The organism is Plantibacter sp. Mn2098, from assembly GCF_049319745.1.
Taxonomy (GTDB): Bacteria; Actinomycetota; Actinomycetes; order Actinomycetales; family Microbacteriaceae; genus Plantibacter.
Map to the genome: position 1 here is coordinate 290,394 of NZ_JBMOUH010000006.1, position 18,879 is coordinate 309,272.

At 68.0% G+C, this 18,879-nt stretch carries 20 protein-coding genes; 2 read left to right on the forward strand and 18 right to left on the reverse strand.

The annotated features are described in order from the left end of the window. Positions 1-75: 75 nt before the first annotated feature. Positions 76-1,044, reverse strand: a complete 969-nt coding sequence (locus tag ACL9RL_RS11465) for an NUDIX domain-containing protein (RefSeq protein WP_422780383.1) — start codon at positions 1,042-1,044, stop codon at positions 76-78. Between the two features lie 169 nt (positions 1,045-1,213). Here ACL9RL_RS11465 and ACL9RL_RS11470 point away from each other — a divergent pair, with 169 nt between their 5' ends. Then, positions 1,214-1,828: a TetR/AcrR family transcriptional regulator gene (locus ACL9RL_RS11470; protein ID WP_422780384.1), complete on the forward strand. Its 615-nt coding sequence runs from the start codon at positions 1,214-1,216 to the stop codon at positions 1,826-1,828. Between the two features lie 119 nt (positions 1,829-1,947). On the opposite strand, the gene der is transcribed toward ACL9RL_RS11470, so the two are convergent. The 17 genes from der to ACL9RL_RS11555 form a co-directional block, all read right to left on the reverse strand. Continuing rightward, positions 1,948-3,459, reverse strand: a complete 1,512-nt coding sequence (gene der, locus ACL9RL_RS11475; protein ID WP_422780385.1) for a ribosome biogenesis GTPase Der — start codon at positions 3,457-3,459, stop codon at positions 1,948-1,950. Beyond that, on the reverse strand, positions 3,452-4,186 hold the full coding sequence (cmk, locus tag ACL9RL_RS11480; protein ID WP_422780386.1) for a (d)CMP kinase: 735 nt from the start codon (positions 4,184-4,186) through the stop codon (positions 3,452-3,454). Before cmk ends, der begins: the two co-directional genes overlap by 8 nt. Before the next feature lie 6 nt (positions 4,187-4,192). Next, complete coding sequence (locus ACL9RL_RS11485; RefSeq protein ID WP_422780387.1) at positions 4,193-5,329, reverse strand: prephenate dehydrogenase; 1,137 nt, start codon at positions 5,327-5,329, stop codon at positions 4,193-4,195. Continuing rightward, entirely contained in the window at positions 5,326-6,192 is an 867-nt protein-coding gene (locus ACL9RL_RS11490; protein WP_422780388.1) for a pseudouridine synthase, read from the reverse strand. Before ACL9RL_RS11490 ends, ACL9RL_RS11485 begins: the two co-directional genes overlap by 4 nt. Continuing rightward, a complete protein-coding gene (scpB, locus tag ACL9RL_RS11495) occupies positions 6,179-6,817 on the reverse strand; it encodes an SMC-Scp complex subunit ScpB (protein ID WP_422780389.1) in 639 nt (212 codons plus the stop codon). Before scpB ends, ACL9RL_RS11490 begins: the two co-directional genes overlap by 14 nt. Further along, positions 6,810-7,571: a segregation and condensation protein A gene (locus ACL9RL_RS11500; RefSeq protein ID WP_422780408.1), complete on the reverse strand. Its 762-nt coding sequence runs from the start codon at positions 7,569-7,571 to the stop codon at positions 6,810-6,812. The genes scpB and ACL9RL_RS11500 overlap by 8 nt, the downstream gene beginning before the upstream one ends. A gap of 109 nt (positions 7,572-7,680) precedes the next feature. Further along, complete coding sequence (locus ACL9RL_RS11505) at positions 7,681-8,544, reverse strand: ParA family protein (RefSeq protein WP_422780409.1); 864 nt, start codon at positions 8,542-8,544, stop codon at positions 7,681-7,683. Positions 8,545-8,607: 63 nt separating this feature from the next. Then, positions 8,608-9,558 (reverse strand): site-specific tyrosine recombinase XerD, encoded by a 951-nt coding sequence (gene xerD, locus ACL9RL_RS11510; protein ID WP_422780390.1) that lies wholly within the window; start codon positions 9,556-9,558, stop codon positions 8,608-8,610. 6 nt (positions 9,559-9,564) lie between these two features. Further along, positions 9,565-10,155: an NUDIX domain-containing protein gene (locus ACL9RL_RS11515; protein WP_422780391.1), complete on the reverse strand. Its 591-nt coding sequence runs from the start codon at positions 10,153-10,155 to the stop codon at positions 9,565-9,567. Continuing rightward, positions 10,148-11,866 carry a CTP synthase gene (locus ACL9RL_RS11520; protein ID WP_422780392.1) on the reverse strand — a complete coding sequence of 573 codons (1,719 nt, stop codon included), beginning with the start codon at positions 11,864-11,866 and terminating at the stop codon, positions 10,148-10,150. The genes ACL9RL_RS11515 and ACL9RL_RS11520 overlap by 8 nt, the downstream gene beginning before the upstream one ends. A 32-nt stretch (positions 11,867-11,898) precedes the next feature. Beyond that, positions 11,899-13,632, reverse strand: coding sequence for a DNA repair protein RecN (gene recN, locus ACL9RL_RS11525; RefSeq protein ID WP_422780393.1), 1,734 nt, complete (start codon positions 13,630-13,632; stop codon positions 11,899-11,901). 69 nt (positions 13,633-13,701) lie between these two features. Next, on the reverse strand, positions 13,702-14,637 hold the full coding sequence (locus tag ACL9RL_RS11530; RefSeq protein ID WP_422780394.1) for an NAD kinase: 936 nt from the start codon (positions 14,635-14,637) through the stop codon (positions 13,702-13,704). 4 nt (positions 14,638-14,641) lie between these two features. Further along, a complete protein-coding gene (locus ACL9RL_RS11535) occupies positions 14,642-15,442 on the reverse strand; it encodes a TlyA family RNA methyltransferase (RefSeq protein WP_422780395.1) in 801 nt (266 codons plus the stop codon). A 3-nt stretch (positions 15,443-15,445) separates the two neighbouring features. Then, positions 15,446-15,628 (reverse strand): hypothetical protein, encoded by a 183-nt coding sequence (locus ACL9RL_RS11540; RefSeq protein ID WP_422780396.1) that lies wholly within the window; start codon positions 15,626-15,628, stop codon positions 15,446-15,448. Between the two features lie 295 nt (positions 15,629-15,923). Then, a complete protein-coding gene (locus ACL9RL_RS11545; RefSeq protein WP_422780410.1) occupies positions 15,924-16,916 on the reverse strand; it encodes an HAD-IIA family hydrolase in 993 nt (330 codons plus the stop codon). A gap of 7 nt (positions 16,917-16,923) precedes the next feature. After that, on the reverse strand, positions 16,924-17,733 hold the full coding sequence (locus ACL9RL_RS11550) for a hypothetical protein (protein WP_422780397.1): 810 nt from the start codon (positions 17,731-17,733) through the stop codon (positions 16,924-16,926). A 164-nt stretch (positions 17,734-17,897) separates the two neighbouring features. Then, the gene (locus ACL9RL_RS11555) at positions 17,898-18,392 is read right to left on the reverse strand and encodes a hypothetical protein (RefSeq protein WP_422780398.1); all 495 of its coding nucleotides are present in this window, start codon (positions 18,390-18,392) and stop codon (positions 17,898-17,900) included. A gap of 264 nt (positions 18,393-18,656) precedes the next feature. Here ACL9RL_RS11555 and ACL9RL_RS11560 point away from each other — a divergent pair. Beyond that, positions 18,657-18,879, forward strand: a 223-nt coding sequence (locus ACL9RL_RS11560) for a hypothetical protein (RefSeq protein WP_422780399.1), incomplete at its 3' end; no start/stop codon positions are given.

An 18,879-nucleotide genomic window follows, 5' to 3' on the forward strand; every position in this document is an offset into this window, starting at 1 on the left:
CTCTCCCGCGTGACGAAATCAGTCGGGCTGTGGAGAACTGCAGACGGCCGCGCGGACGTGGAGCGTCACGATCGGTCAGCCCGCTGCGTCGACCGCATCCAGCTGATCGAGCAGCCATCCGGCGCCCCGAACGCCCGCGCCGGCGGCTTCGACGCGCTCCCGCAGCCCGCGGTCGGATGTCACGACCACAACGGAGCCGGACAGCCCGGCAAGTTGCTCGACGATGGCATCGTCACCGCTCCCCCGAGCGTCGACGACACGCAGCCCGGCCCGCAGCTCACCAGCAGCGGCAGAACCTACAGCAGCATCCGCCGCGCCAGCACCAGCAGCACCAGCAGCAACACCAGCACCAGCTCGCGCCCCACGCGCCTCACCCTCGACGACCGCGACGATCGCCGGCCACCACCGGTGATGATCGAGTTCGAGCGCTTCGGCCGCAATACCGGCATCGGCCAGTCGAGCCAGACGGTCGAGCGTCTTCGCCGCAGCACCGGCGCGATCCTTCCACCAGCCATCAGGACGGGAGCCGACGACGTTGGCGACGTCCACGACGATCGTCACGCTGCGCTCCAGGTGCGCCCGCAACTCCGGCCACGAATCCGCGAATCCGGGATGCAGGGGCAGCGTCTCGACCTGTGTCACGGGCACCCAGTCGAGCGCGATGCTCTCCGGGTCCGACACAACGGCCTCGAACGGTCGAATCGCCTCGGCGATGACCGTCGTGTATGACCAGAATCCGAGGTCGAGCACGGAATCGAAGCGCAACTCGATCGCGTCGTTCGGCACGCCGGCTTCCTCGCCGGCCTCACGGATCGCGCCGTCCACTGCGCTCTCGTACTGATGGCGTGCGCCACCCGGGATACCCCACGTGCCCCCGTGGTGGCTCCAATCGGCGCGATGCTGCAGCAGCACTCCGCGGGCAGGATCGTGCACGAGCAGTCCGGCCGCACCGTACCGACCCCAGAACTTCCGACCGTCAGCGCTCTCGACCCAGGCGTCGCCCGAGTCCCGAACCGGGTATCCCGGGGTGTGCCCATCACTCATGGATTCCACCCTGTCACGAAATGCCAAACGACGCGCGTTGTGTGAACTCGCATCTCCTGCCCACAATCCAACAAAAAGATGATATATTTCACTCCAGCCCACGAGGTTCGCCTCGACATACAATCTATCCACGCGGTGTATACCGCTGACCGATCGTGAAGGACACACTATGGACGCGCGCCAACGCAAAACACGGGCACGGCTCGCCACGACGATCCTCGAACTCGCGGCGACCCGCCGCGTGAGCGAGATCACCGTCTCCGAGATCGCCGAACAGGCCAACATCAATCGCTCCACCTTCTACCAGCACGCCGCTACCCCCGGCGAGCTCCTGGAATCGGTGCTCAGCGACGAGCTGCACAGCTTGGAACTCGACCTCACCGGCATCGGCGCAGAGGCCGCGGCCCAGGGCATCACCGACACCACCATCGCCACCATCCGCCACATCGAGGAGCACGCGGAGGTCTATCGCGTCGGCCTGAGCGACGACGCCGGCGGCAGCAGCCTGCAGCCGATGCTCAACCGTCGGTTCGCCGATGCGATCATCCAGCTCTTCGATCAGGGAACCGTCAGCATCCCGGACACGGTCGACCTGTCCCCCGAGGCTCGGCAGCTCTTCTCCCGCACCGCGGCCAACTTCGTCGCGGCAGGAGCCGTCGCCTCCATCAAGGAGTGGTTGGACACCCCGGCGCCCCGCGACATCGAGGTCTTCCTGGAGGTCTACCGGGAACTGGTCCCCTACTGGTGGCCGACCCCCGCAGCCTCCAAGGCGATCATCGACTGAGTCGCAGCGCAGCAGCACGCAGGCGAAGACGCCCCAACACAGAACCGCCGATGCGGCTCCGGACTCCCGGTGCCGCATCGGTGGTTCTGTGTTGCGTTCGCGGACGAGCGCGTCACTCCTTACGGACGCTGACGCTTCTCACGCACACGCATGTTGAGGACGATCGGCGTTCCCTCGAAGCCGTAGATCTCACGCAGGCGACGCGTGACGTACCGGCGGTAGCCGGGGTCCAGGAATCCCGTGGTGAAGAGCACGAATGTCGGCGGACGGCTCGCTGCCTGCGTCCCGAACAGGATGCGGGGCTGCTTGCCGCCGCGCAGCGGGTGCGGGTGCGCAGCCGTGAGCTCGGCGAGGAAGGCGTTGAACTTGCCGGTGGGGATACGCGTGTCCCACGACTCCAGCGCGACTTCGAGCGCCGGGACGAGGCGTTCGAGGTGGCGACCGGTGCGTGCGGAGATGTTGACGCGGGGAGCCCACGAGACGTGCGACAGGTCCTGCTCGATCTCGCGCTCGAGGTACTTGCGACGCTCGTCGTCCAGCTGGTCCCACTTGTTGAAGGCGAGGATGAGCGCACGGCCGCTCTCGAGGACGAGGTCGATGATGCGCACGTCCTGCTCGGAGATCACCTGGGTGACGTCGATGAGGACGACGGCGACTTCCGCCTTCTCCAGCGCGGTGCTCGTGCGGAGCGATGCGTAGAAGTCGGCGCCCTGGGCGAGGTGGACACGACGGCGGATGCCGGCGGTGTCGACGAAGCGCCAGATCTTGCCGCCGAGCTCGATCTGCTCGTCGACCGGGTCGCGGGTGGTGCCGGCGAGGTCGTTGACGACGACGCGCTCTTCACCGGCGGCCTTGTTGAGCAGGCTCGACTTGCCGACGTTCGGGCGACCGAGGATAGCGACGCGACGCGGTCCGCCGAACTCGTCCTTCGCAACCGCGGAGACGGCCGGGAGGACCTTGAGGACGGCGTCCAGGAGGTCGGCGACACCACGTCCGTGGATGGCGGAGACGGGGTGCGGCTCGCCGAGGCCGAGGCTCCACAGTGCTGCGGCCTCCGGCTCGTGGCGGGCGTCGTCGACCTTGTTGGCGACGAGGAAGACGGGCTTGCCGGCCTTGCGGAGCAGCTTGACGACCTGCTCGTCGGTGGCTGTGGCGCCGACGATCGCGTCGACGACGAAGATCACGACGTCGGACAGGTCGATGGCGACCTCTGCCTGGGCTGCGACGGATGCGTCGATGCCTCGGGCGTCTGGCTCCCATCCGCCGGTGTCGACGATCGTGAAGCGACGGTCGTTCCACTCGGCCTTGTAGTTGACGCGGTCGCGGGTGACACCTGGGGTGTCCTCGACAACGGCTTCACGACGGCCGAGGATGCGGTTCACGAGCGCGGACTTGCCGACGTTCGGTCGTCCTACGATCGCCACGACGGGCAGCGCCGGGAGGTAGCGGATCTCGTCGGGGTCGAGGGTCGATTCCTCGAGGATGGCGAGGTCGTCATCCTCCAGGTCGTAGTCGGACAGCCCGGAGCGGAGCGATGCCGCCCGCGCTGTGGCCAACTCCTCATCGAGGTCGGAGAGCCGATCCGCGAGGTCGTCTGGACCGGCCTCGTACGTCTCGTCGTCGTTAGCCATGGGTGTTCCTTGCTGTGAGGGATTCGATCACGCGGATGACCGCGTCGACCGTCTCGTCGAAGTTGATGTGGGTGGAGTCGACCGTGGTCACTCCGTCCGCTGCGTTCATGAAGTCGACCACTGCAGAGTCGGCCCGATCACGTCGCTGCAATTGTTCCGCGACGTCGCCGGCGGGATGACTCACGAGTTCGGCGGAACGCCTGGCCATTCTAGCCTCTTCGGATGCGGTCAGCAGGATCCTGGCCTGAGCGTCCGGTGCGACGACCGTCGTGATGTCACGTCCTTCGACCACGATCCCGGGCTTCGCGTTCCGCGCGATGATGCGTCGGAACAGCTCGTTGACCCGCACGCGGACCTCCGGGACCCGTGCGATGGCCGACACGACGGCGGTCACGCGCGGCTCGCGGATCTCCTCGGTCACGTCGCGGTCGCCGAGGGTGAAGCGGCTGATCTCGGGGTCGACGCTGAATCCGTAGGTCTCGTCGAATCCTTCGAGCAGGCCCACGACGGAGTCCGCGTGCTCCACGTCGATGCCGCGATCGAGTGCGAAGAGGGCGATCGCCCGGTAGCTCGCGCCCGTGTCGAGGTAGCGGTAGCCGAGGCGCTTCGCGACGGCCTTGCTCACACTCGATTTGCCGCTGCCTGCCGGGCCGTCGATCGCGACGACGATCGAGGCCTGCTCGTCGGCGCCGTACACACCATCGGTGTTCGTGTTCGTGTTCGTCATGCTGTCCTATACCTCCGCGATGCGCCAGCCGCGCGTTTCCAGATCGGTGACGGTCCGCTGCTTGACCTCGGGGACGACCGAGATCTCGGCGAGACCGATGTTCGCACCCGGCGAGTGCTCGAGGCGCAGGTCCTCCATGTTGACGCCCAGCTCGCCGAGTTCGGTGAGCAGGAGGCCGAGCTGCCCTGGGCGGTCGTCGAGGAGGACGACGATGCTCGCGAACCGCTGGTTCTGCCCGTGCTTGCCCGGGAGGCGGGCCACCCCCACGTTGCCCTCGGCGATGGCGTCGGCGATGCGACGGCGCGCGCCTGGCTGCTCGGGATCCCTCAGGGCCTCGATGACCTCCGCGAGGTCGGCCTGGAGCCGTTCGAGCACCGGAACGACCTCCGCGTGGTTGGCGCTGAGGATCTGCACCCACAGTTCCGGCGCGCTCGATGCGATGCGCACGGTGTCGCGCAGCCCCTGGCCGGCGAGGTCGATCGCGTTGTCGGAGGCGGCGGAGAGCTGCTTCGCGAGCAGGCTCGCGACCATCTGCGGGGTGTGGGAGACGAGTGCGACGGAGCGGTCGTGCTCCTCCGGCGTCATCTCCAGCGGGATGGTGCCGAGGTCGAGCGCGAGTCCCTCCACGAGGGCGAGCGCCCACGGCGGAGTCTCCGCGTCGCGGCAGATGACCCACGGCCGCCCGAGGAACAGGTCCGCGCGGGCGGAGATCGCTCCCCCGCGTTCACGGCCGGCGAGCGGGTGCGAGCCGATGTAGCGCGTGATGTCGACCCCGCGGGCCAGCAGCGCACGGTACGGTTCCAGCTTCACGCTCGCGACATCGGTCACAACGGCGTCCGGGTAGCGCTCCAGCTCCGCTTCGATGACGGCGGCCGTCACGTCCGGCGGCACGCAGATCACGATGATCGACGGGTCGTCGCCGTCTGCCGGCGGACGCCCGGCACCGTAGTCGACGGCGAGGCGCTGCTGGCTCGGCGACGCGTCGGACAGGATGACGTCGACACCCTTGGCCCGCATCGCGAGACCGATGCTGGCGCCGAGCAGGCCGACGCCCACGATGCGCACGGAGCCCTGCACCCGCGCCGGCACAGCGGCCGAAGCGCCTGATGCTGCGGGCCCGGAGGCTGCCGTTTCGGCGGTCATTCCGCAGTCTCCGCCCGACCCTCGCCTGCAGCGTCGTCCGAAGCGTCGTCCGAAGCAGCAGCAGCCGTGCCGTCCGCCGCACGAGCGGCCGGGGCGTGCTCGCGTGCGATCGTCAGGATCGCACCGAGCTCGGCCTTCGTCAGCTCGCGGACCTGTCCGGAGCCGAGCGTGCCGAGGTGCAACGGACCGAACTGGCGGCGGACGAGGTCGACGACGGGGTGACCCACCGCATCGAGCATCCGACGCACGATCCGGTTGCGGCCGGAGTGCAGCGTCAGTTCGACGAGGCTGTGGCCGTCCTCCGTGCCGAGCAACCGCGCCTTGTCGGCGGCGATGGGGCCGTCCTCCAGCTCGATGCCGGCGGTCAGCTGCGCGAGCACCTGCGGGGTGACCCGGCCGGTGACCTTTGCGATGTAGGTCTTCGAGACGCCGAACGACGGGTGCGCCAGCACGTGCGCGAGATCGCCGTCGTTCGTGAGGATGAGCAGACCGCTCGTCTCGGCGTCGAGGCGCCCGACATTGAACAGGCGCTCCTCGTACTGGTCGGTGAAGCGACGCAGGTCGGGGCGACCGCGGTCGTCCTTCAACGAGCTGTAGATGCCGACGGGCTTGTTGAGCATGAGGTAGCGCTTCGACGAGTCCAGCTGGATGGCTGACCCGTCGACGGCCACGAGGTCGTTCTCCGGGTCGATGCGGCGGCCGAGCTCGGTCACGACGACGCCGTTGACCTCCACCCGCCCGTCCTCGATGAGCTGTTCGGAGACACGTCGCGATGCGACGCCCGCGCCGGCGAGCACTTTCTGCAGGCGGATGCCCTCTGGAGCGGCGAACGGGTCGCGGTCGTGTGAATCAGTGGAGGTCACTGTCGAATCCTTCCTGGCCGTCGTCGAGCAGCGGAGAGATCTGCGGGAGCTCGTCGATGGCGTTGATGCCGAGTTGGGTGAGCAGCAGATCGGTTGTGCCGTAGTTGATGGCACCCGTCTCGCTGTCGGTGAACATTTCCGTGATGAGTCCTCGTCCGAGGAGCGTTCGCACCACGGAGTCGACGTTCACGGCACGAATGGAGGCGATCGCACCACGGCTGATCGGCTGTTTGTAGGCGATGACCGCGAGCGTTTCGAGGGCCGCCTGGGAGAGCTTGGTCGGGTTCTGCGTGATGACGTATTCCGCGATGAGCGGGTCGTACTGTTCGCGCACGTAGAAGCGCCAGCCGCCGCCGACCTCGCGCAGTTCGAAGCCGCGACGCACGGTGCCGTCGACGCCGTCGTAGTCGGCGACGAGCGCGGCGATGGCGCGCTTGATCCCGCCGACCGGCTGGCGGAGGGCGGTGGCCAGGTTCACGAGGCTCTGCGGTTCGTCCGCCACCATGAGGATGGCTTCGAGCGCCCTGGCGGTCTCGTCGGTCGTGAGCGCGCGAGGCGCCTCCTGCTCGGATTGCAGGGATTCGGTTTCGACGTCCGCCGTTGCATCGATCGTCGTGTCAGCCATCGTAATCAGCTCCCAAACTCGCGAGGCTCTCGTCGTTCCATGTCTCTGCCGTCCAGCGCAGCGTCAGTTCCCCGAGCGGTTCGATCTGGTCGAACGAGATGGCGGCGTGCCGGTAAAGCTCCAGCACGGCGATGAATCGGGCGATGACGACGCCTTTCAACTCCGCCCCGGCGACGAGTTCGCGGAACGTGTGCGTGCCGCCGGAGCGCAGCATCGCGACGACGTGCGCGGCCTGCTCCCGGATGCTGACGAGCGGCGCGTGCAGGTGGTCGAGTCCGACCGACGGCAGTTCCCGCGGGGTCATGGCGAGCGTGGCGATGGCGGCGAAGTCGGCTGCGCTCAGCGTCCAGACCAGCTCAGGCGTCTTCTGACGGTACTTCTCCTCCAGCCGGACCGAGCGGATGTGTCTGGCGGCCTCGGATTCGAACTCCTGCGCGAACCAGGCGGACACCTGCTTGAACGCGCGGTACTGCAGCAGTCGTGCGAACAGCAGGTCGCGCGCTTCGAGCAACGCCACGTCCTCGGCGTCTACGAGTTCACCCTGCGGCAGGAGCCCTGCCACCTTGAGGTCGAGCAGTGTCGCCGCGACGACGAGGAACTCGCTCGCCTGATCGAGCTCGTCGTCCGCGTCGAGCCCTTTGAGGTATGAGATGAACTCGTCCGTCACCCGGCTGAGCGACACCTCGGTGATGTCCATCTCGTGTTTGCCGATGAGGGACAGCAGGAGGTCGAAGGGACCCTCGAACCCGTCGATCGTGAGCGAGAACGTCTGTGCAACCGGTTGTGCGGCTGGCTGAGCGGTCGCCTGAGCACCGGTGGCCGCGACCGTTCCCGTCGGGGCCGCCCCGACGTTCTGGGACGTGCTACGCGATCGCGCCACGGGCGATGAGCTCCCTCGCCAACTGGCGGTACGCCTTGGCCGCCGGGTGCTCCGGCGCGAACTCGGTGATCGGGGTGCCTGCGACGCTCGCGTCCGGGAACTTCACGGTGCGGCCGATGACCGTCTCGAGCACCTTCTCGTCGAACGCGTCGACGACGCGGTCGAGCACCTCACGCGAGTGCAGCGTGCGCGAGTCGTACATCGTCGCCAGGATGCCGTCGAGCTCGATGGCCGGGTTCAGGCGGTCGCGAACCTTGTCGATCGTCTCGATCAGGAGGGCGACGCCGCGCAGCGCGAAGAACTCGCACTCCAGCGGGATGAGCACACCGTGGCTCGCGGTGAGCGCGTTGACGGTGAGGAGGCCGAGGGAGGGCTGGCAGTCGATGAGGATGACGTCGTAGTCCGGCGACACCTTGCGGAGCACACGCGCGAGGATCGTCTCGCGGGCGACCTCGTTGACGAGGTGCACTTCCGCCGCGGAGAGGTCGATGTTGGCCGGCAGCACGTCGAGGCCCTCGATGGCCGTGTGCTGGATGACCTCTGCCGGATCCTTGACCGTGCCGAGGAGCAGGTCGTAAACCGTGTTCGCCTCGTGGGTGTTGATGCCGAGGCCTGCGGAGAGGGCGCCCTGCGGGTCGAAGTCGACCACGAGGACACGACGGCCGTATTCGGCGAGCGCAGCAGACAGGCTGATGGTCGTCGTCGTCTTGCCGACGCCGCCCTTCTGGTTGCACAGCGAGATGATGCGGGCCGGGCCGTGCTGCTTGAGCGGCTCCGGGACCGCGAACTCGGTGCGCGGACGCCCGGTCGGTCCGTTGGGGTTCTCTGCAGCAGGTACGGTCACCACACTCTTTCGATTCGTACCGGCCACGGCTGATGCCTCCCACTTGCTGTCGTTCGACTGTTGAGTCTACCGGGCTGGATCGCCCGCTCGTGGTGGCGCGCTGTCGGTCGCCCATCTGGCCCGGGGATGGGCCTGGGTGTACATGTCCCTGAGGCTGTCGACGGTGACGAGCGTGTAGATCTGGGTGGTCGCCACCGAGGAGTGCCCGAGGAGTTCCTGGACCACTCTCACGTCCGCTCCGCCCTGCAGCAGATGGGTCGCGAAGGAGTGCCGGAGCGTGTGCGGCGAGACGTGCCCGTCGAGCTCTGCGCGCTCCGCCGCGCGCTGGATGACGAGCCACGCGCTCTGCCTCGACAACCTCGATCCGCGCTGTCCGAGGAAGAGTCCTGGCGTCGACTTGCCGAGGGCCGAGTACACGGGTCTGACCCGCACGAGGTAGCGGTCGAGCGCTGCTCTGGCGAAGCTGCCGAGCGGGACGATGCGCTGCTTCCCGCCCTTGCCAAGCAATCGCACGATGTCCGTCTCGATGACGTCGTCGACGTTCAGCCCCACGGCCTCCGACACGCGGGCGCCCGTCGCGTACAGCACTTCGAGGAGCGCCTTGTCCCTGATGGAGAGCAGGTCGTCGCCGTCGGTCGTCGCCAACAGGTCTTGCACCTGGTCGATCGTGATGGCCTTCGGCAGGCGACCGGGCAGTTTGGGCGGTTTGACCTCGTGGGCGACGTCGACGTCCACCTCCCCCTCGTCGAGGAGGAACCGATGGAAGCCGCGCACGGAACTGAGCACCCTCGCGAGGGATGCCGCACTCAGCACGGCGCCGTCGGCCGTCGCGAGTGCATTCGAGAACCCGCTCACCTGCACCGTTGTGATCGCACGCGGTTCGGTCACGCCGGCGGCGGCGAGCCACGCGCAGTACTGCTCCAGATCGCGTCGGTACGCGGCCTGGGTGTTCTCGGACAGCCCCCGCTCGATCGCGATGTGACGCAGATAGCTCGCGAGGGCCGTCTCGAGAGGCATGTTCCCCTACACCCTCCGCAGCGTCGACCAGCCGCTGGCCTTAGCGGCTGAAGCGCTCAGCACGCCCAGCATGAGGATCGAGTTGTGGAAGCGTCCGCCGAGAACACCGGCGACGGCGTCCTCCAGCGGGATCCACTCGATGCGGATGTCGGCCTCCTCCTCGCTGCGTGCGAACGCGTCGGCCGTCGGACGCAGTCCGCGGGCGAGGTAGATCCGGATCGACTCGTTGCTGCCGCCTGGCGTCGTGTAGAAGTCCGTCAGCAGGTGCAGCTCAGCGGCTTCGAGGTCGGCTTCCTCCGCCAGCTCGCGCCGTGCGGCGATCGCCGGGTCCTCGCCCGCGATGTCGAGGAGACCGGCCGGGAGCTCCCAGTCGCGTTCGCGGATCGGGTGCCGGTACTGCTGGATGAGCAGGACGCGGTCCTCGTCGTCGAGCGCGAGCACCGCGACGGCGCCGGTGTGGTCCACGAACTCCCGGACCACGTCGGCGTCGCCGTAGCGGAAGGACTCACGACGGATGTCCCAGACCGCGCCGTCGAAGGCGACCTCCGAGGAGGTCACCTCGACGGCGAACGGCTCGTCGTGCAGCTGATCAGCCATTGGCGACGTCGAACAGGAGGCTCGCCTGCTGGCGTTCGAGCGACGCGGCGACGAGGCCGGCGAACAACGGGTGTGCGCGGTTCGGACGCGAGCGCAGCTCTGGGTGGGCCTGCGTCGCGACGTAGAACGGGTGCACCTCGCGGGGCAGTTCCACGTACTCGACCAGGTGTCCGTCCGGCGAGAGGCCGGAGAACTGCAGGCCGGCGTCCGCGATCTGCTGACGGTAGGTGTTGTTGACCTCGTAGCGGTGGCGGTGGCGCTCCGAGACCTCGGTCGAGCCGTACAGTTCTGCCACGATCGAGCCCTCGTCGAGCTTCGCCGGGTAGAGGCCGAGGCGCATCGTGCCGCCCAGGTCGCCGTCGGCGATGATCTCCACCTGCTCCGCCATCGTCGCGATGACGGGGAACTTCGTGTCCTCGTCGAACTCGGACGAGCTGGCGCCTTCGAGGCCCGCCTTGTTGCGGGCGTACTCGATGACCATGCACTGCAGACCGAGGCACAGGCCGAGGACGGGGATGCCGTTCTCGCGGGCGAACTTGAGCGCGCCCAGCTTACCCTCGATGCCGCGGATGCCGAAGCCGCCCGGCACGCAGATGCCGTCGACACCGGCGAGCGCCGCGATGGCCCCGTCGACCGTCTCGCACTCGTCGGAGGGGATCCACTTCACGGAGACCTTGGTCTCGTTCGCGAACCCGCCGGCCTTGAGCGCCTCGGTGACCGAGAGGTACGCGTCAGGCAAATCGATGTACTTGCCGACGAGACCGATCGTGACCTCGTGCTTCGGCGCGTGCACCGTCTCGAGGAGTTCGGCCCACCCGGTCCAGTCCACGGTCTTCACCGTGAGGCCGAGGTGGTCCACGATGTAGGAGTCGAGGCCCTGGTCGTGCAGCATCGTCGGGATGTCGTAGATACTCGGCACGTCGATCGCGTTCACAACGGCTGCCTCGTCGACGTCGCACATGAGCGCGATCTTGCGCTTGTTGCTCTCGGTGACGGGGCGGTCGCTGCGGAGCACAAGCGCGTCGGGCTGGATGCCGATGGAGCGGAGCGCCGCGACGGAGTGCTGCGTCGGCTTGGTCTTCTGCTCGCCGGACGCACCCATGTACGGCACGAGCGACACGTGCACGAAGAACACGTTGCTGCGGCCGAGCTCGTGACGGATCTGACGCGCGGACTCGATGAACGGCTGCGACTCGATGTCGCCGACCGTTCCACCGATCTCGGTGATGATCACGTCGGGCTGCGGCGTCTCGGTTGCTTGCAGGCGCATCCGGCGCTTGATCTCGTCCGTGATGTGCGGGATGACCTGGACGGTGTCGCCCAGGTACTCTCCGCGGCGCTCCTTGGCGATGACGGTCGAGTAGATCTGACCGGTCGTCACATTGGCCGCCTGGCTCAGGTCGATGTCGAGGAAGCGCTCGTAGTGGCCGATGTCGAGGTCGGTCTCTGCGCCGTCGTCGGTCACGAAGACCTCGCCGTGCTGGAACGGGTTCATCGTTCCGGGATCCACGTTCAGGTATGGATCCAGTTTCTGCATCACCACCCGGAGTCCCCGTGCGGTCAGCAGGTTGCCCAGGCTGGCTGCTGTCAGGCCCTTGCCCAACGAAGAAACGACACCACCGGTCACAAAGATGTGCTTGGTCGTGCCGTTTGAAATACCGTTATTGAAAGCCGCTTCAGAATTGTCCACCACGGGCTTCGATCCTATCATGCGGTTTTGGTCCTCGGTCGGTAACCTGCCGTTCACGGTGCAGTCCTGGCGACGCCGAGCCCTGATTCCGCCGCGAGTTCCAGCAGTTCTCTGGCGTGCGCCAATCCGCTGTCGGATTCTGCGAGCCCGGAGAGCAGGCGCGCCATCTCGGCCTCGCGGTCCGCGCCGACGAGCTGGCGGACACTCGATGCGGTGACGGACCCGTCGCCGGATTTCACAACGCTCAGATGGTTGTTCGCGAAGGCTGCGACCTGCGCGAGGTGGGTGACGACGATGACCTGCGACCGCTCGGCGAGCGCCGCGAGGCGTCGTCCGATCTCGATCGCCGCCGCCCCGCCGACGCCGGCATCGACCTCGTCGAACACGAACGTCGGGACGGGGTCCGCCCCGGCGATGACGACCTCGAGCGCGAGCATGACCCGCGACAGCTCGCCGCCGGACGCCCCCTTGCCGAGCGCACGCGGTTCCGCGCCACCGTGCGGACGCAGCAGGAACGCGATGTTGTCCCGCCCGTGGAGCGTGTAGTCATCGCGCTCCGAGACCTCCACCACAAGGGCGGCGTCCGCCATCGCGAGGGACCGCAGTTCGACGGTCGCGGCGTCGGACAGCCGCGCAGCCGCCGCGGTTCTGACCTCGCTGAGCGCGGCGGCCGCGGTCGCCACCTCTGCTGCAACACGGTCGACATCGGCTTCGAGCTGGGTGATCCGATCGGAGTCGCCGTCGAGTTCGAGCAGGCGGGATCCGCCCGTCTCCTGCAGCGCCAGCACATCGTCGAGGCTCGGCCCGTACTTCCGCGTCAGCGTTCCGAGCTGCGCACGGCGTTCCTGGACGATGGAGAGTTCGTGGGCGCCGTCCTCATCCAGGCCGGCGAGGTAGGTGGACAGCTCCGCGGCGATCTCGGCCGCGAGGTAGCTCGCGTTGGCGACGTTCTCGGTGATCGCTGCGAGCGAGGTGTCGTGGACGGCTGCGCGCTCCAGCTGCCGTTTCGCCTGCTCGAGCAGCCCGACGACGTCGCTCTCCTCGCTCAGCTCGGCCGAGACGAGTTCCCGGGCGCCTGCGGCCGACAACCGGAGTTCCTCCAGGTTCGTGAGTCGGTCTGCGCGCTCAGCGAGTTCGTCTTCCTCACCTGGCTGCGGATCGGCGTCCTCGATCTCGGCGAGGGCGGCACGCAGCCGCTCCGCCTCCGCGAGACGGGCGTCGCGTTCGCTCGTGAGCTGGTCGAGTTCCGCCCGATCGGCGATGAGCTGCTGATACCGCTCCTGGTACCGCTCCAACGCCACGACGACCGGTGCGCCGGCGAAGCGGTCGAGGGCGTCTCGCTGAGCGGGTGCCGAGCGCAAGCGGATCTGATCCGACTGCCCGTGCACCACAACGAGCTGTTCCCCGAGCTCCCCCAGGATCCCGACCGGTGCGGTCCGTCCCCCGACGATCGCGCGCCCGCGACCCTCAGCGGTCACGATGCGGCCGAGGAGCAGCTCGGCGGCGGTCGTGTCGCCGGCGTCGTCGAGGTCTCCCCCGGCTTCACGCACCCGGTCGGCGACCGCGCCGTCCCCCGGCACGAGCCACCTGCCCTGCACAACGGTCTGCTTCTGCCCGGCTCGGACCACACCGCTGTCGGAGCGCGCTCCGAGCAGGAGCCCGAGCGCCGTCACGACCATGGTCTTGCCTGCGCCGGTCTCCCCGGTCACGGCGGTGAAGCCGGGGCCGAGCGGCAGCGTCGCATCGGCGATCACGCCGAGGTCGGTGATCTCGATCTCTTCGATCACGCTTGACACCTCTCACTCACGTTTGCCTGCATCGCCTGTGCCACTGGCACCCGTACGACCGCTGTCGATTCAGTCACGGCCGACTGGTCCGCGCCATCCGGCGACGGGCAATTGGAACTTGTTGACGAGCCGGTCGGTGAAGGTGCTCTCGTGGAGCCTCGCCAGTCTGACCGGGATCGGTGAGCGTCGGACGACCACCCTGGCGCCGGGCAGGAGGTCCTTCGTTCGTCTCCCATCACACCAGAGGACACCGACACCGTCGGTCCGCTCGAGCACTTCGACCGCAAGCGCGGACTCCGGCCCCACCACGAGCGGCTTCGCGAACAGGGCGTGCGCGCTCAGCGGGACGAGCGTGATCGCTTCGACGCTCGGCCAGACGACGGGGCCGCCGGCCGAAAAGTTGTAGGCGGTGGATCCTGTCGGCGTCGCGATGACGACACCGTCGCACCCGAAGGTCGACAGCGGACGCTGGTCCACCTCCACCACGACTTCGAGCATCCGTTCCCGGCTGCCCTTCTCCACGGTCGCCTCGTTGAGCGCCCAGGTCTCGTAGACGACCTCCGCGCCGACTTTGACGCGCACGGACAGCGTCATGCGCTCTTCGACGAAGTAGTCCCGGCGCACCACACGGTCCACCGTCTCCGCCAGGTCGTCACGCTCGCTCTCCGCGAGGAAGCCGATGTGACCGAGGTTCACGCCGAGCAGCGGCGCAGCGGATCCACGGGTCACCTCGGCTGCACGGAGGATGGTGCCGTCTCCGCCGACGACGATCGTGAGTTCGATGTCGCCGAGGAGCACATCGACGTCGAACACCGGCACGACCTCGAGCACCGGGTCGACGGCGACGAGGTCTGCACGCTCCAGCGCGCTCAGCACGGGCATCACACCCTGATCGAGGAGGAGCCGGCAGACGAGCACCGCAGCATCGAGCGAATCGTCCCGACCGGTGTGCGCGACGACGAGGATGTTCCGGGCGGGCGTCTGGGGTCCGTTCGAATCCGACATGCGTCTATGCTCCAGCCATCGTGGTGATCTGCTGCAACCATTCTGTCGGATTGCCGCCGTGAACAGCGCTCATCCACACCACGAACTCCTGGTTGCCGTGGGTGCCGACGATGGGCGACGGAATGGCGCCGGCCGTCCCGATCCCGAGGTCCCACGCCGCCCAGAGGACCCCCATGATCGCGTCGGCGCGCAGCGCGGGGTCGTGGACGACGCCCTCACGGATGCCGGTGCGCCCGACCTCGAACTGCGGCTTCACGAGCAGCACAAAATCGGCGCCGTCCGCCGCGATCGAGACGAGCGCGGGGAGGACGTGGGTCAAGGAGATGAAGGACAGGTCGCCGACGACGACGGAGGGTGCGTCCGCCACGCCGGACGCCTCGCGGACGCTCTCGGGTGTGCCGAAGCGGATGTTGAAGCCTTCGACGACCGCGACACGTTCATCCGCACGGAGCTGCTCGACGAGCTGACCGTGGCCGACGTCGAGCGAGATGACGCGTGACGCGCCTCGTTCGAGGAGCACCTGGGTGAAGCCGCCGGTCGAGGCGCCGGCGTCGAGCGCGGTCACCCCTTCGACGCTCACCGGGAACGTGTCGAGCGCGCCGATCAGCTTGTGGGCTGCGCGGCTGACGTAGTGGTCGGCGCCGGCCACGACGATGTCCGCCGACTCGCCGACCTTCACGGCCGGCTTGACGACGGGGTGTCCGTTGACGGTGACGAGGCCGTCGGCGATGAGCGCCGCGGCGTGGGTGCGTGATCGTGCGAGGCCGCGCTGAGCGAGGGCCGCATCCAGTCTGGAGAGCTCCATGCGTTACGCCGAGTGCCTCGGCGAGTCGCTCCCCTCGAGCCGCGTCCGAAGCTCCTCGTACACCTGCACGTACGCTTCCGCGCGCTGTTCGAGCGCCTGATCGTCGATGAGCTGCACCCGCGACACGAGTGCTTCGTTGCTCACGTCCCGGCCTGCGTCCTCGCCGTCCGCCACTGCATTGCTCATCCCCCCAGCCTACCCGCCGCCCTTCACCTCATCCCCCGCCCCGCCGCCCCACATTCCATCCCCCGCCCTCCCGCGCCCGCTTTGCCGTCCCACTCCCCGCCCTGCCGCCCGGCCTTGCCCGCGAACTGTCACTTGTGGCGGTTCCGACCCATCCAAACCAGCCACACCTGCCAGCTCGCGAGCTGGCAGGTGTGGCTGGTCAGCCGAAACGAAACCAGCCACTGCTGTCAGCTCGCGAGCTGACAGCAGTGGCTGGGAACGATGTCGGATCCGAACAGACGGATGACCTGGCGGACTATTCGGCGTAGAGGGATTCCGGGACGTTGAGGCCGTAGATCGCACGACCGGACGCCCAGATCGCCGCACACGCTGCGCGCAGCAGATCGATCTTGACGGATCCGGCCTGCTCGATCACCACGTCGTTCCCGGAGACGCGGACGGTGGACTCGCCGACCGTCGCCGCCTCGCCGTCGCGCGACATCGTGGTCACGGGATACGGCTCGTGCAGCTGCCGCAGGTCCTCCAGGATGTATGTGGGACGCGAGTGCTGATCGGCGGCGAGTGCGTGCTTCGCGCGGTCGATCCCGGTGAGCACGAGGGCCGATGCGATGCCGGCACGATTCGCCCCGAGAATGTCGGTGTCGAGACGGTCGCCGATGAACAACGGCTTCTTCGCACCGAAGCGGGCGACGGCCTCCTCGAAGATCGGCGTCTCCGGCTTGCCCGCCACCGTGGCCAGACGCCCGACCGTGGTGTGCACGGCGGACACGAGCGTCCCGTTGCCCGGGGCGATGCCGCGTGCCTGCGGAATGGTCCAGTCGGTGTTCGTCGCGATCCAGTGCACATCGGCGCCGCGTTCGCCCTGCAGCGCGAATGCCGCCTCGGCGAGTTGGGTCCACCCGACCTCCGGAGCGAAGCCCTGCACAACGGCAGCCGGCTCGTCCTCGGCAGATCGGGTGACGACGAAGCCGCCCTTCTGGATCTCATCGACGAGACCGTCGCCGCCGACCACGAGGATGGTCGCGCCAGCCGGGACGAGGCCAGCGAGCAGCCGGACGGCCGCCTGTGGGCTCGTCACGACCTCGTTCGGCGCGACGCGCAGTCCGAGGTCGGTCAGGTGGCCGGCGACGGATGCGTCGGTGCGCGACGCGTTGTTGGTGATGTACCCGACGGTGATCGACTCCGCCACCAGGTTGAGCGACTCGACAGCATGCGGGATCGCGTTCGGCCCGGCGTACACCACACCGTCCAGGTCGGCGAGGACCGCGTCGACGCCGTCGAGCGGCATCACGGTCTTAGGCTTCCTCGACAGCAGTGGACTCACCGGTACTCCGTTCTTCAGATGGTGCAGCTTCCGCGGGCACTTCGTCGGCCTCAATGGCGTCAGGAGTGGACTCAGCAGGCTCAGTGGATTCAACAGCCTCAGGCTCGCTGTCGTCAGCGGCTTCCGAAGCCACAGCTTCAGATTCAGCCTCAGGAGCCTCTGGTTCCACGCCGACCTCGACGAAGTTGTGGCCGAGCGCTTCGAGCTCTTCCTCGGTCAGGAACTCCTCGACGACGACCATCGTCTCGCCTTCATCGTCCGCGGCGGACTGGTCGAGTGCTTCGACTGCAACGAGGGAACGCTGACGCCACACGGCGGCCTCGCTCTCACGTCCGAGCGCCTCGAGCGTCTCGGCGTACGCGTCGAAGAGCGACGGGCTCCAGGAGAACACGAGGTCCGGGTTCAACTGCGGCAACTGCAGCTCGTCGAGCGCTTCCTGGTTCTGGCCGAGGTCCAGACGGGCGCCGGACATCGCGATGGCGAGGGCGACGCGAACCGGGGTGTCGAGTGCTGCGCGGTCGACGGAGCGGCCGAGTTCAAGGGCTCGCTCTGGACGGCCGACGCCCCGTTCGCTGTCGACCATCAGCGCGATCTGGTTGTCAGATCCGGAGATCCGACGGTAGGTGCGCAATTCGCGCAATGCCAGCGCGTAGTCACCGGTCAGGTACGCCGTGATCGCAAGCGTCTCACGAACGATGGCGATGCGACCAGCCCTGCGGGCTGCGGACAGCGCGTGACGGTGAGCGAGCTCGGGGTCGTCCTCGATGAGACGTGCAGCCATCGCGAGGTGCTGAGCAACACCCTCCGCGTTGTCCTTGCTGAGGGTCTTGAGCTCGTTCCGGGCACCCTTGTCGAGGTCGGATGCCGAAACATCGTCCGGGATCTCCGGGTCGTCGTGGCGTGGTCGGACCGACTTGAGCTCGCGCGCGATCCGCTCTTCCTCGGTCAGCTCCTCTTCGCGGCGGAATGCGTCGCGATCGCCGCGAGCGGGGGCGCCGTCACGGGTCCACAGCTTCTTCGGCGGACCATCCGTCCGACGTCCCGCTCCAGCACGAGGTGCGTGGCCACGCTCCGGACGTCCGCCACGGTCATCGCGTGCACCACGATCAAGCGCGCCGGAGCCGCGCGAATAGCCGCCGCGATCCGGGGCCCCACCGTCACGACGGGGACCATCGGTGCGCGGGCGGTCACTCCGACCGCCCTGTCCGCCCTGACCGTACGGCCGCTCCCCCGACGGACGATCCGTCCGCGGGCGGTCCTGCCATGGCCGATCACTCCGAGCGCCGTCGGTGCGCGGACGATCCGTACGGGGACGATCGCTGCGGGGCGCGTCGGAACGCGGCCGGTCATTCCACGGCTTGTCGCCGCGTGCGCCGTCGGTCCGCGGACGATCCGTGCGCGGACGATCGCTGCGCGGCGCGTCAGAACGAGGCCGGTCATTCCACGGCTTGTCGCTACGTGGCCGGTCTGAACGAGGCGCATCAGATCGCGGCCGATCGTTCCACGGCTTGTCGGAACGCGGACGATCCGAGCGAGGCGCATCAGATCGCGGCCGATCGTTCCACGGCTTGTCAGTGCGTGGGCGTTCAGAGCGTGCGCCGGCAGCATTCGAATCGTGTCGTGGAGGTCGTTTCGCGCCCCGGTCCGGGGTCTCGTCCGATTTGTCAGTCACAATGCTCTCCACGCTACTCGATCGTCGTCAGGGTGACCCATCTGGTCGGGTCCATCATCGTGGTGGACCTGCTGCCCTGCGGCTGCCTGCTGTTGAATTCTGAATACCACTCCACCGTACGCCACCGCGTGGGGCGAACCGTGTCATTGGTGCTGTTCGATGTGTATTCGTATGACCTCTTAAACGCGAAATGGCCACCCAAGAATTCTTGGGTGGCCATCTCAACGAAGAAGTCCGGCGGTGTCCTACTCTCCC

Bases quoted from the DNA above. Each gene is read 5' to 3' on its own strand.
- ACL9RL_RS11465 (WP_422780383.1), bottom strand. From the start codon at position 1,044: ATGAGTGATGGGCACACCCCGGGATACCCGGTTCGGGACTCGGGCGAC.
- ACL9RL_RS11470 (WP_422780384.1), top strand. From the start codon at position 1,214: ATGGACGCGCGCCAACGCAAAACACGGGCACGGCTCGCCACGACGATC.
- der (WP_422780385.1), bottom strand. From the start codon at position 3,459: ATGGCTAACGACGACGAGACGTACGAGGCCGGTCCAGACGACCTCGCG.
- cmk (WP_422780386.1), bottom strand. From the start codon at position 4,186: ATGACGAACACGAACACGAACACCGATGGTGTGTACGGCGCCGACGAG.
- ACL9RL_RS11485 (WP_422780387.1), bottom strand. From the start codon at position 5,329: ATGACCGCCGAAACGGCAGCCTCCGGGCCCGCAGCATCAGGCGCTTCG.
- scpB (WP_422780389.1), bottom strand. From the start codon at position 6,817: ATGGCTGACACGACGATCGATGCAACGGCGGACGTCGAAACCGAATCC.
- xerD (WP_422780390.1), bottom strand. From the start codon at position 9,558: ATGCCTCTCGAGACGGCCCTCGCGAGCTATCTGCGTCACATCGCGATC.
- ACL9RL_RS11515 (WP_422780391.1), bottom strand. From the start codon at position 10,155: ATGGCTGATCAGCTGCACGACGAGCCGTTCGCCGTCGAGGTGACCTCC.
- ACL9RL_RS11520 (WP_422780392.1), bottom strand. From the start codon at position 11,866: ATGATAGGATCGAAGCCCGTGGTGGACAATTCTGAAGCGGCTTTCAAT.
- ACL9RL_RS11530 (WP_422780394.1), bottom strand. From the start codon at position 14,637: ATGTCGGATTCGAACGGACCCCAGACGCCCGCCCGGAACATCCTCGTC.
- ACL9RL_RS11535 (WP_422780395.1), bottom strand. From the start codon at position 15,442: ATGGAGCTCTCCAGACTGGATGCGGCCCTCGCTCAGCGCGGCCTCGCA.
- ACL9RL_RS11540 (WP_422780396.1), bottom strand. From the start codon at position 15,628: ATGAGCAATGCAGTGGCGGACGGCGAGGACGCAGGCCGGGACGTGAGC.
- ACL9RL_RS11545 (WP_422780410.1), bottom strand. From the start codon at position 16,916: ATGCCGCTCGACGGCGTCGACGCGGTCCTCGCCGACCTGGACGGTGTG.
- ACL9RL_RS11550 (WP_422780397.1), bottom strand. From the start codon at position 17,733: ATGGCTGCACGTCTCATCGAGGACGACCCCGAGCTCGCTCACCGTCAC.
- ACL9RL_RS11555 (WP_422780398.1), bottom strand. From the start codon at position 18,392: ATGACCGGCCTCGTTCTGACGCGCCGCGCAGCGATCGTCCGCGCACGG.